This window comes from Oceanisphaera litoralis, assembly GCF_016907015.1.
Classification (GTDB): Bacteria; Pseudomonadota; Gammaproteobacteria; order Enterobacterales; family Aeromonadaceae; genus Oceanimonas; species Oceanimonas litoralis.
In genome coordinates, this window is record NZ_JAFBBE010000028.1 from 24,060 (window position 1) to 37,504 (window position 13,445).

Below are 13,445 nucleotides of genomic sequence, written 5' to 3' on the forward strand. Positions count from 1 at the left end.
GGGATTCTGTTTATACGGCGCAATGCCCGATAACCCGGCACCGGCTACAAAAACCGTAAATTTTTTCGAACCCAATATTTGAGTAACCATGAAATTCTTCATCAAAAAACACCCCCATTGGGCGCTAGCCCTGGTAGCTATTATCGCCGTCAGTTTCTACTGGTTCGCCTGGGCGGCAGATCGCTATGTCTCCCGCGCTACCGTAGTGCTGGAAAGCCCGCAGATAGCCGCACCCGAATTCAGTTTTACCAGCCTTATAAAAGGCGGTGGCGGCCATGGCGATCTCTTGCTGTTGCGCGAACACTTGCTATCAGTAGACATGTTAAACAAAGTACAGGCAGAGTTGCCATTTCGTGAGCATTACAGCGAAAACGGCGATCTGTTTTCTCGGTTAACGAACGCCGAAACACCGATAGAAGAACTGCATAAATACTACCAAAAACGCATTAGCGTAGAGCTGGATGAATACGCCGGTGTGCTCAACATAGAAGTACAAGCCTTTACCCCCGAATTTGCCCACAACCTGGCCCAGTTGCTACTCAACGCCGGTGAAGCGCACATGAACACCATGGGCCAACGCTTGGCCGACGAACAGGTAAAATTTTTAGAACACCAGGTTGAAAGGTTAGAAACCCGACTGGATGAAACTCGCGCCGCCCTGCTCGCCTACCAGAACGAACATGGCCTTATTTCCCCCATTCACACCGTAGAAAGCCTTAATCAGGTGGTAGGCACGCTGGAAGGTGAACTGGCCCGCATGCAGGCCCGCTACAGTGCAGCGCAAAGCTACCAGAGCACCCGTTCGGCGGAACTGGTCAGAATAAACAGCGAAATCAATGCCCTGAAAAAACAAATCGGCAAAGAACAAAACCGCCTGGCCAAAGAAACCGGCAATGCCCTTAACAGCATCTCGGCTGACTATCAAACCCTGGAATTAAAAGCGCAGTTTGCCCAACAAACCTATTCCAGCGCCCTGGCTGCACTAGAGAACACCCGCATAGAAGCCGCCCGCAAGCTCAAGCAAGTCAGCGTGCTGCAAAGCCCGTTGCTGCCGGAATACGCCACCAAACCAGACCGGCTCTACAATGCCAGCATGTTTGCCATTATCACCCTGTTTCTGGCCTTTATTGTCAATATGATGACGCTGATCATTCGCGACCACCGGGATTAAACTAACATGACCTCAACCCCCGTTCACACCCTGGTGCACATTGGTGCCGGCAACGGCAGCCAGTTGCCCGAATACGAAATCATGGCCCCTGCCCGGCTGGTACTCATAGAGCCCCTGCCTACTCATGCCAACAGCCTGCGCCGGCTTGCTGCCAGCCAGCTAAATGCACAAGTTTGGGAGCAGGCCATAAGCTGCCGGCACAACAACCAACCAGCAACCTTAACCGAGTTTAACCTGAGTGAAGCCAGCAGCCTGCACCAGCCTAGTGGGCTGCTGCAACTGTACCCCGGCATAAAAACCCTGCGGCAACACCAGGTGCAAACCCAAACCCCGGCCGCCATGATGGCAACACTAAATTTGCCCAAGAACGAAACGCACCGCCTGGTAGTAGAAGCGAATGGTGAAGAAACCGCCATTATGCAGGAGCTGGCGCAATTGGGGCTGCTGCAGCAATTTAAACAAGTGCAACTGGCCCTGCCTGCCACACCTCTTTATATCAATGAGCAGCATACAGAACAGCTACCACAACAATTGCAAGACTGTCATTTTGAGCTAATGCAAGAAAACACAGATGATCCCGACATTCACGTGCAGCTGTGGCAGTTTAACCAGCACTCATATCAGCGTGAGCAGCAGCAACATAAATTAACCGCCACAATTAAAGAACAAGAACAGCACCTTGCCCAGCTAACAGCTCAGCTGCAGCAGGAGCAAACCAGGCATGCTGCTGCCAGCAATAATGCGGATGCTCTTACATCCCAAGTAACTGACCTCAAAAAGCGAAATGCAGAGTCAGACCAAAAACTAACCACTTTGCAGCAGTCACTCGGCGAAGCAGAAGCCCTGCAAGCACAAACACAAAAAGAAACAGCAGCGCTAAAAGAGCAGTGTAAAACTGCAGAGCAAGCGCAACAGGCTGCACAAGATCAGCTGAACCTGTTACAACAGTCTCTGGCAGAAGCACAAGCACAGCTTGCCAGTAGCGAAGACGAGCTAACCAAATATAAAAGCTACTTTCAAAACCGCAAAAAGCAGCACGAAGCCGCCGAGCAGCAAATTGTTGAACTCACCCAACAGCTAAACAGTGCCAACGAGCAAATACACCAGCTAACAACACAACTGCAACAGCAGCAACAGGCCGGCAGTAAACTCGGCGAGCTGGAACAAAAAATGGAGCAACTGTTTGCCAGCCAGGCCGAGCAGCTGCGGCAAAACACCAATGCCCTGGGCCAGCATGTAACCAAAATGCATGCCGGCAGCAACCGCCAATGGCAGGCAACACTGGCCGTGCAGCACAGTCTCAGCTTTGGTGAACAACCACTGCAGTTTTCAGACACCAGCATAAGCCCGGAGCTGGCACAGCACCTGATAACACTAGTGCAAAACAATAACTACGACCTGATTATTGAATTTGGCAGCGGCCACTCTACCTCACTGCTGGCACGTGCCCTGTTAAGCCAAAACAAACGCTGGCAAGGCAATGGCCAGCTGGCTCTGCAAAACGGTGAGCCACAAACACAGCTGATGCCCAGCGAGCACGACCTGCCCAAACGGGTGATTAGCTTTGAGCACAACAAAAGCTACCACCAGCAAACACAACAAAGTCTGCAACAACAAGGCCTGAGCCAGATAGTAGAGCTGGTGCATGCCCCGCTGGTTAACTGTACGTTTAGCCCGGAACATTTGTTCTATGACTGTGAGCCCAAACTGCAACAGCTCGCCAACTTGCTGCAAAACGAAGAAAAGCACATTCTGGTGCTGGTAGACGGCCCCTCGGCAGAGCCCACAGCACACAGCCGCACACCTGCTTTGCCTGCTTTGCTCAACCACTTTGCTCGCCACCGGCTGGACGTGGTACTGGACGACCACCACCGCGACAGTGAACAACAAAGTGCAGAGCAATGGCGCAAACAATTGGCTGAACGCAGCCTTGGTTTTAAAGAGCATATATGGGCCGGTGACAAAAGCGCCCTGCTACTTTCCATTAACTCCTAAGTGCAAACATTATGACCACTCAAACTTTACTGGTTGCACAAGCCGTGCAGCATTACCGCCAGGGCGACTACAAACAGGCCCTAAAGCACTATCAACAGGCCGCCGCCAAATATGGTCAGCACCTGTTTAAAGCCAATGTGCAACTGTGCGAACAAAAACTGAATGGCAAGGCACTGCAGCCTGCCGCTACCAGCCTGCCGCAAGCCAACACTTCAAACAGCCATGCTCTGGCGCAGCAGCTGGAACAAACTCAGCAATTGCTGGAGCACTATTACACCCGTACTCAAGAGCTGGAATATCAGCTGCAAGATCGTTAACTACAGGAAGTGTCATGAAAGTATTAACTGTTTTCGGCACCCGGCCCGAGGCCATAAAGATGGCCCCGCTGGCGTTGCAGCTGGCTGCCGATAGCCGCTTTGAGGCCAAAGTGTGTGTTACCGCCCAGCACCGGGAAATGCTGGACCAGGTGCTGGCACTGTTTGAACTGACGCCAGACTATGACCTGAACCTGATGAAGCCGGGCCAGGATTTAACCGATGTGACCACCGGCATTCTGCAGGGCATGAAAGGCGTATTCAGCGAATTCAAGCCCGATATCGTGCTGGTGCACGGCGACACCGCCACCACCTTTGCCACCACCCTGGCCGCCTATTACCAGCAAATTCCGGTAGGTCACGTAGAAGCCGGCCTGCGTACCGGCAATATTTATTCCCCCTGGCCGGAAGAAGGCAACCGCAAGCTCACCGGTGCCCTTGCCGCCAAGCACTTTGCCCCCACCGAAACCTCGCGGCAGAACCTGCTGAATGAGGGCGTGGCAGACAACAGCATTGTTGTTACCGGCAACACGGTGATCGACGCCCTGCTGGAAGTGGTGAAAAAGCTCGATACCAACCAGGCCCTGTATTCAGAGATGGCGGAACGCTTCAGCTTTTTGGACGAAAGCAAAAAACTGGTGCTGGTAACCGGCCACCGCCGCGAAAGCTTTGGTGGCGGCTTTGAGCGCATTTGCCAGGCCCTGGCCAACACCGCCAAACAGCACCCGGATGTGCAAATTGTTTACCCGGTGCACCTTAACCCCAATGTGCGCGAACCGGTAAACCGCCTGCTGGCCGACGTGAATAACATTCACCTGATTGAACCGCTCGACTACCTGCCCTTTGTGTATTTGATGAACCGCGCCCACATTATTCTTACCGACTCGGGCGGCATTCAGGAAGAGGCTCCGTCACTGGGCAAACCGGTACTGGTAATGCGCGACACCACAGAGCGGCCCGAAGCCGTGGCAGCCGGCACCGTAAAACTGGTGGGTACCCAGATAGAAGTGATCACCCAGGAGCTCAACAGCCTGCTCACCGACCAGGCCGCCTACCAGCAAATGAGCTTCGCCCACAACCCCTATGGCGACGGCAAAGCCTGCCAGCGCATAATGGACGCCCTCTTACAAGAGCAGCCTTAAGCTGACAGTGTTTTGTAGCTGCCAATTTATTCGGCAGACCCTGCGCAGCAGGGTAATAAACAAACACCACTCGATCTGAGCCGAACATCAGCACCAAGCAAATATGGTCATCCTGACGAAAGTCAGGATCTTCATCTCTTTGAACTTACACTCCCCTTCAGGAACATAAATGCCTTACAACACCATCTCCGTAATTGGCCTGGGCTATATTGGCCTGCCCACCGCCGCCGTATTTGCCTCGCGTAAGAAAAAAGTGATTGGCGTAGATGTAAACCAGCACGCCGTAGACACCATCAACAAGGGTGAAATTCACATTGTTGAGCCGGAGCTGGACATAGTAGTGCATGCAGCGGTAACCGAAGGCTACCTGCACGCCACCACCACCCCCGAGCCGGCCGACGCCTTTTTGATTGCCGTGCCCACCCCCTTTATTCACGACAACGACGGCAACAGCCACAAGGCCGACCTCAGTTACATCAAGGCCGCCAGCAAGGCACTGGCCCCGGTGCTGAAAGCCGGCGATCTGGTGGTGCTGGAGTCCACCAGCCCGGTGGGCGCCACCGAAAAAATGGCTGCATTTCTGGCGGAAGTCCGCCCCGACCTCACCTTTCCGCAAACCCATGGTGAAGAGTCCGACATTCGCATTGCCCACTGCCCCGAGCGGGTACTGCCCGGCCATGTGATCCGCGAACTGGTGGAAAACGACCGGGTTATTGGCGGCATGACCCCCAAATGCAGTAAAGCAGCGGCCGATCTTTACAATATTTTTGTGGAAGGCGAATGCGTGATCACCAACGCCCGCACCGCCGAAATGGCCAAACTCACCGAAAACAGCTTCCGTGACGTCAACATTGCCTTTGCCAACGAGCTGTCGGTCATCTGCAGCAAGCTGGATATTAACGTGTGGGAGCTGATCGCCCTGGCCAACCGCCACCCGCGGGTAAACATTCTGCAGCCCGGCGCCGGCGTGGGCGGCCACTGCATTGCCGTAGACCCCTGGTTTATTGTGGACAGCTGCCCCGAAGAGGCAAAACTCATTCACACCGCCCGCCTGGTAAACGACGGCAAGCCCCAGTGGGTGCTGGAGCAAATTCGCCAACGGCTCGACACCATTCACTGCACCCAGCCGGGCATGACCCGCAGCGACATTACCGTGGCCTGCTTAGGGATAGCCTTCAAGCCCGACATAGACGACCTGCGCGAAAGCCCGGCCTTGGGCATTGCCCAGCAAGTGGCCGAGCTTGGCTGCCGCGTGCAGATTGTAGAGCCCAACATAGAAGCGCTGCCTGGCAGCCTGCAGGCCGATAACGTGACCCTCACCCCGCTGCATCAGGCCCTTACCCAGGCCGATGTGGTATGCGTGCTGGTGAAACACAAGCCCTTTATTGAACACGCCGACCAGGTTCGCGACAGCAAACACCTGGTAGACGCCGTAGGCCTGCTGGGCTAAAAACGGGAGCGCAAGCGCCCCGCCAGCAATAGCGCCATCATTCCCGCCTTCACTTCGTCATTCCCGCCTTCACTTCGTCATTCCCGCGAAGGCGGGAATCCATGGCAAACAAAGCGGGAATGTTTATTACGCAGCCAACCACCAATAAAAGAAACAGCATGGACCAACTCATAAAACACGCTCTAAAACTGAGTAGCGAGCCGGCAACCCCCCTGCTCGCTCCTATTTCCAACCGTATTGCCTATTTGGTCAGCCATGGCCAGAGTTACGCCAGCAACGGCTACGCCATTCGTACTCAAGGCATAGCTAAAGCCCTGAACGAACATGGCTTTGACACCCTGTGTTTTGTGCGCCCCGGCCGCCCCTGGGAGCTGGGTGCCACCACCGAGCCAGAAAGTACGGTGGACGGAGTACGCTATATTCACAGCCGCTGGAACACGGTTGCGCCAGCCAGTGAAAAAGCACATTTAGAGCAAAGTGTGCAGCGGTTTATGGAGTTGTTCCGGGTTTATCGGCCGCAGGTAGTATTGGTGGCTTCCAACTACATAGTGGGCCTGCCCGCCTGGATTGCTGCCAGGCGGCTGGGCCTGCCTTTTTATAATGAAGTACGCGGCTTTTGGGAGCTGAGCCGTGACGCTCGCGAACCCGGCTATGCCAATACTTCTGAGTTTAAAGCAGAAGCATTGCGTGACACTTTTGTGGCGATGCAAGCAGAGAAAGTATTCACGCTCAATAGCCTGATGAAAAACGAGCTGGCAAAAAGAGGCATTAGTGCAGGTAATATAGAAATTATTCCTAATGCCGTAAGCACCATTCCGGAAATAAAGCAACCATCTGATTCACTAAAGACCAAGCTTAATATCCAGAGCAATGAAAAAGTTGTTGGTTACATTGGCAGCACCAATGCCTATGAAGGCCTGGATCTGCTAATGGAAGCATGCGGCACTCTGATTGCTCAGGGCCAAAAACTGAAGTTAATGATTGTTGGTAATACTGAAGCAGTAACGTCCAGCAAATCAAAACCCTTTTCCGAATATCCTTGGGTGATAAGCACTGGCCGCATACAGCACGAGCAAATTGCAGACTATTACGCACTGTGTAACCTGGTAGTTATTCCGCGCAAAAAACTGCCGGTGTGTGAGCTGGTTCCCCCCATGAAAGCCGCAGAAGCCCTGGCACATCAGCGCCCGTTGCTGGTTTCTGATGTGGCACCACTGGCAGAGCTGGCACAACAGCACTCCAATATTGCCACCTTTAAGGCCGATAACAGCGAGAGTCTTGCTAATAAAATTAAAGATTGTTTGGAAAATACCAATCTGCAGGCAATGGATATCAGCAAGCTGACCTTTACCAACCAAACCAAACCATTGCTTACACTATCCAATTTATCTGTTCACCAAAAAACGCCGGTAAAACAGATTAGAGTTGGAAAGCAAGCAAGTACTGACCTTTCAAAAGCTGATTATAACACTGCCAGCCACCTCTTCTATAAAGAAGGAAATATCAAGGACACCTTAGATATTCTTGATAACCTGATAAAGAAAGGCATTAAGTTTGATAAGCCAAAGCGTGACTTTCATGCCTTTGTAAAAGGACTGGCAAACCTGCAACAGGGCTGGAAGTTACCACCACGCCAGCCTAATGCCGGCCTGTTTACTAAACGTAAGCACCTGCTCTATTGCCTGCATCAGTCTGTGCCCCATGCCACCAATGGTTACTCCACCCGCTCTCACGGCATTGCCACCGGGCTGCAAAATGCGGGCTGGAAGGTCAATGCAACCACCCGCACCGGCTTCCCCTGGGACGCCAATATCAAGGTTGCCGGAAAGGGCTATCACATTGAGCAAGTGGATGGCATTACCTACACTGCCTGTGCCGGCTGGAACCTGAACAAAACGCCGCTGGATCTTTACCTGGCAGAAGCCGCCGATCACTTTTTGCGCGAAGCGCAAACCAGTGGCGCAGAAGTGATTGTGGCAGCCTCTAACCACATTACCGCCCTGCCGGCACTGATGGCGGCGCGCCGCTTAGGCCTGCCCTTTGTGTATGAAGTGCGCGGCTTGTGGGAAGTAACCCAGGCTTCCACCCAGCCAGAGTGGATGGACTCAGACCGCTACCACCTGATGAAAGCACTGGAGGCGCAAACTGCTCGTGAGGCCGATTTAGTTATTACGCTTACCCAAGAGCTAGCAGATGAGCTGATTGCCCGTGGTACCAACCCCAAAAATATTATGATTGCGCCTAATGCTGTGGATGCAGAGCGTTTTGCTCCTCGACCGGCTGATAAAGAAATAACCCGCAAACTTAACCTGCAGGCCGGTGTGCCGGTAATAGGCTATGCCGGCAGTGCCGTGGCCTATGAAGGTCTGGAACTGCTGCTGGAATCTTTGGCAGAACTCAAAAAAGCCGCTATTCCCTTCCATTTTGTACTGGTAGGTGATGGCAAGGTAATAGACACCGTTAAAGCCAAGGCCAAACAGCTGAGCATTGAAAACGAGTGCCGTTTTACCGGACGGGTGCCCTTTAATGAAGTGCCGCGCTACCTCTCGTGCATGGACATTATGCCGGTGCCACGCCTGTCGTCTGCGGTAACAGAGATGGTATCACCACTCAAGCCACTGGAAGCCATGGCCATGGCCAAAGCAGTGGTGCTTTCGGACGTGTCTCCTCACAAAACCTTTGCCGGTAACAACGAGCGTGCCCGCCTGTTTGCCAAAGACAGCCTGGCTTCACTCACCAGCACACTAAAAGAGCTGATTGCCAGCCCGCAAGAAAGAGAACGCCTCGGTAAAGCCGCCCGGGCCTGGATTGAACAGGAACGTACCTGGAACAAGGTAACCAGCCACTACAGCCAGGCGCTGGAAACACTGCAGGCAGAAACTTCTTCATGTGCAACAAGCAAAAGCCTGGATCAAATTACACTGGGGCTGATTGCCGATCAGTTCACCACCGATACTCTGGCAAGTGCCGTAAAGGTGGTGGCGCTGTCTCCGGAAAACTGGCGTGAAGAGCTGGCTAAGCAACCTATTGATGCCATGTTCGTGGAATCAGCCTGGAAGGGCAATAACGGCCAATGGCACCGCAAGGTAGGCCATTACTCGGACGAAGAATTTGCCCCGCTGCAGGCACTGCTGGAACACTGCCGCAACAGCGGCATTCCAAGCCTGTTCTGGAACAAGGAAGACCCGGTTCATTTTGATCGCTTCCGCAAAGCGGCCAGCCTGTGTGACCATGTATTTACCACAGACAGCCGGCGGATTATTCCCTACCTCAGCACACCGGGCGCTTTTACTCAAACAGCCAGCAGCAGCCCGTTTTATGCTTCTCCCAAAATTCATAACCTGCTGCCATCTACCCGCCCCTGGCAGCACACGGCAGCCTATGGTGGCACCTATTACGGCAAGCGCTACCCGGAGCGCACCGAATATATGGACAAGATCATGAGTGCCGCAGCCCCGCTGGGGCTGACCATTTACGACCGCCAGCATGATGACCCCGAGTCACCTTACAAGTACCCGGGTGGACTGGGCGGTCATGTAGCCGGCAGCCTGAGCTACGAGGAAATGATCCAGGCCTATAAAGCGCACCCGGTGCAGATTAACGTAAACTCGGTGCTGGACTCCCCTACGATGTTCTCCCGCCGGGTAATAGAAACTGCCGCCTGTGGTGCGCCACTTATCACAGGCCCGGCACTGGGCATGAACCGCTACCTGGAAGACGCCGGCCATGTAGTAAACACCGAAAGTGAAGCAGCTCAGGCACTGGAAAACCTGCTGAATCACCCCGCTTATCGCTGGCGCAATGCCCTTAAAGGGGCCCGTGCCGTCATGCGCGCCCACACCACTCAGCACCGGCTGGTGCAAATGCTGCGCACCGCCGGCATGGTAATGGCTGCGCCATCTGCTCCTTTATTGAACCTGTATACCAATGAGGTAACCACTACTGCCGCAAAACGCCTGCTGGCTCAAACCCTGCAGCCCAAACGCATTGTAGCCAGCCAGTGGCAAGCCACAGCACAAGCGCAACTGCAAGCGGCTGGCATACAATGCCAGGCGGCGACAGGTCAAACAACCAATAACAACGAGCACTGGCTGCTGGCTGACCCCAGAGCGCTGGAAGATCTGGAGCCGGAAGATCTGGAAGATCTGGCCTGGCCCACGCTCTATGCTCCCCATGCCCGCATTGGTTATAACCGAGACATTACTCCGGGCGAAAACGAGTGGCCAGGTGTTGCACTACACAGCCAGAACATTAACCACGGCCTGCAGCTGCTATGTTCACCAGGCGGTATAAAGCTGGAAAGTCTGAAAAGTTGGGCGGCACAGCAAGAGACGCTGGCACTGCGCAAGCCTGCCCGCCATCATGAAAAAGCACCGAATATAACCCCGGAAAAAACCGTGGTGATTGCCGGGCACGACCTTAAATTCATCAAGCCTTTTTACCCCTACTTCTCCAAAGCGGGAATAAGGCTGCTGCTGGACTTTTGGAGTGGCCATAACCAGCATAACGAAACAGCCAGCAAACGCCTGCTGGAGCAGGCAGATACTGTTTTTTGTGAGTGGACGCTGGGCAATGCCATCTGGTACGGCAAGCATAAGCAGCCCGGGCAAAAGCTGTTGGGCCGGTTGCACCTGCAAGAAATTGATCATGCCCTTTTCCCAAAAATCCCCTTTCATAAATTTGATAAGGTGATGTTTGTAGGGCCTCATATTTTAAGGCAAGGCATTGCTAAAAACCCTGCACTTAAAAAGAACGGCATCGTTGTTTACAACGGTGTAGATGTGGAGGCATTACAGTCTGTTCCCAGAAAAAAAACAAACGGTAAAGTACTTGGTTTTGTTGGTATAGTGCCACAACGAAAACGCTTTGATCTGGCTATAGACATTCTTAAAGAGCTACGTAAGGATGATGATGGCTATATTCTCCGCATTAAAGGGAAGCGACCGGAAGAGTATTCCTGGATGGCAAACCGGCCTGAAGAAATGGCATGGTATGAAGAACAATATAAGCGCTTACAAGAAGATCCATTACTGAAAGATGCCGTTATTTTTGATCCTCATGGCAATGATATGCCTGAGTGGTACTCGGGTATAGATTATGTACTCTCCACCAGTGACTTTGAAAGTTTTCACTTTACCATTGCCGATGGTGCAGCTGCTGGCTGTATACCTATTATCCTTCCTTGGGAAGGGGCTGATGAGGTTTATCCTATAAAATGGGTGCATTCAGACATTAAATCTGCTTCAGTAGGCATCAAGAATAAAAATACAAACATAGACAATGTAACACTCCACGCTATAACTGAGTTTGACATTAACCATATTTCAAATAGTATTTTAAAAGTTTTAAATCATTAACAAATAAAAATTAAAAAACTCCTATCGAAATTCTTGATCATCTCCTCACATGAGCCGTCAGAGCGGGAGCATACTTTGTTTAATATTTTACCTTCTGGTTTTCGTACGTAAATTTTCGAGCGTTTCCCTGAGCGAACCGGTGAGAATTTCACGTAGAAATACAAGAGCTGGATATAAATAAACCATTTTTAAAGTATGCTCCAGCCCTGGGTTCTGTACCTGCTTTTTCTGTTAGCTCATAACATTAGGCAACATCTACTGAGATAGGTTCTAAGATTGAAATTAACACTCGACTGACTACTTGCCTAATTTTAAAAATTAATGTGTTGGTGTTGGCTATGAAACATAGAAAATGAAAGTCTTTTCGATATTTTAGCTCCTAAGGACTAGATCAGTAAAAGCAATCAAACATCAATGGTAAGACACAACGAGAAACTGAGAAACTGAGAAATGAATAAAATAGACTTATCAGCCATTGAAAAAAAATACAAAATAATTCTATCAAAAAACTATAAAGATTTAACTACCAAGGGATATGTAGCTCGTAAAGGAGTTGTACCTATAAACCTTGAACTCCCATTTAAATGGGAAAACTCTGATTCAAATGTAAATGTTAATCTACAGTCATGGCGTTTCCTAAGCGCATTCTGGTATGAATATATCACTACAGGAAAAATTGATGTATTCAATAGTGGCCTTGATTTTGTTTTAGACTGGTATGATTTTTTCTTGATCAAGGAAAACAGATCAAGGCATATATGGTACGATATGTCGACAGGAATCAGGGCTTACCACCTAGGACTAATTAACAACTTAATAGAAAGCAAGACTGTTTCAGAACACTTATCAGAAGAGAGAAAAAAAATAATAAGAAATTTAAGTGACCTGCATATAAAAAAATTGAGCAACCCTGACTTTATTTCCCAAGGCAACCATGGCATTTATCAAGTTCTCGGCCTCCAGATATTATCTCAATCATTAAACAATAAAGAATTAAATGTTTTTTGTCATAAGAAATTAGAAGAGCTACTAGATAAATCCTTTGATGAAAATTACATTAACACAGAAAACTCACCTTTTTATCATAAATACAATGTAGACATAATAAGAAGCATTGATGAAAACTCATTTGATAAACTTAGAAAGAAAATAAAAATAATTAAAAGTGACTCATTTTTTGCATCATCTTTTCTTACAGCGCCTAACGGATGCTTTTACAACATTGGTGACTCAGAAGGCCTTGGGTTAAATAACATTAATAATATTGAATTCCCTGACAGGTACAAAAATCTTGTCATTCCTTCGGACACACATTTTGGAATAGATCTTTCTGAATCAGGTTACATTATCATTAGAGATAATAGTTACGAAGAAAATGGTGAGTCACTAATTTTTTATGGCACATCTAAAAGCTTGGTTCATAAGCACAGCGACAACTTAAGTTTTATTTATTTCACAAAAGGCATTGAGATATTCACAGACCCTGGCAAGTATACTTATGCTTATGGTCCTTGGCGTGAATCATTTATCAGTGATACAAACCATAATACTGTAGGTCATGAAAATAAAACAACAAAGATAACTGAGAGCAATATAAGTTGGACATCAATAAAAAAACTAGAGTACACCAATAAAAAATATTCAATAAAAGGTAGCACAAAAAAAGAAAACTTAGAACATGAAAGAGAAATAGAATACAGACCTAGCGAATACATAATAATAAATGATCACATTAAAAATAAATCAAATGAAAACGTAGAGATTAGATTTCAACTTTCTGAGCATATCGACTTAGCATTCTGGGACAATAATAGATTATATATATGCAAGGCCGATAATTGTCTAGCCACACTTGAGTTTGAAAAAAAACCTTGCAACATTGACATCGTTAGAGGACAAGGATACAAAGGGTGGGTTAGCAGCTGAAGCATCCCCACAATTATTTGATAAAATTCATGAGGTTATAAATAAAAAGGTAGGAGCACCCATGAAAATCGGCGATCATTGAAGTCGCCA

7 protein-coding genes are annotated in these 13,445 nt (G+C 49.9%); all 7 read left to right on the top strand.

What is annotated here, in order from left to right:
• Positions 1-88 precede the first annotated feature (88 nt).
• The 7 genes from HNR62_RS14705 to HNR62_RS14735 all read left to right on the top strand — a co-directional run bounded on the left by HNR62_RS14705 (position 89) and on the right by HNR62_RS14735 (position 13,355).
• Positions 89-1,171 carry a KpsE/RkpR family capsule polysaccharide export protein gene (locus tag HNR62_RS14705; RefSeq protein WP_204796837.1) on the top strand — a complete coding sequence of 361 codons (1,083 nt, stop codon included), beginning with the start codon at positions 89-91 and terminating at the stop codon, positions 1,169-1,171.
• Positions 1,172-1,177: 6 nt separating this feature from the next.
• Positions 1,178-3,166, top strand: coding sequence for a coiled-coil domain-containing protein (locus tag HNR62_RS14710; protein WP_204796838.1), 1,989 nt, complete (start codon positions 1,178-1,180; stop codon positions 3,164-3,166).
• Positions 3,167-3,177: 11 nt separating this feature from the next.
• Positions 3,178-3,483, top strand: coding sequence for a hypothetical protein (locus HNR62_RS14715; RefSeq protein WP_204796839.1), 306 nt, complete (start codon positions 3,178-3,180; stop codon positions 3,481-3,483).
• Between the two features lie 14 nt (positions 3,484-3,497).
• Positions 3,498-4,622, top strand: a complete 1,125-nt coding sequence (gene wecB / locus HNR62_RS14720) for a non-hydrolyzing UDP-N-acetylglucosamine 2-epimerase (RefSeq protein ID WP_204796840.1) — start codon at positions 3,498-3,500, stop codon at positions 4,620-4,622.
• Positions 4,623-4,791: 169 nt separating this feature from the next.
• Positions 4,792-6,072, top strand: coding sequence for a UDP-N-acetyl-D-mannosamine dehydrogenase (gene wecC, locus HNR62_RS14725; protein ID WP_204796841.1), 1,281 nt, complete (start codon positions 4,792-4,794; stop codon positions 6,070-6,072).
• Positions 6,073-6,173: 101 nt separating this feature from the next.
• Positions 6,174-11,429, top strand: coding sequence for a glycosyltransferase (locus HNR62_RS14730; RefSeq protein ID WP_204796842.1), 5,256 nt, complete (start codon positions 6,174-6,176; stop codon positions 11,427-11,429).
• Positions 11,430-11,879: 450 nt separating this feature from the next.
• Positions 11,880-13,355, top strand: a complete 1,476-nt coding sequence (locus HNR62_RS14735) for a heparinase II/III domain-containing protein (protein ID WP_204796843.1) — start codon at positions 11,880-11,882, stop codon at positions 13,353-13,355.
• Positions 13,356-13,445: the final 90 nt, after the last annotated feature.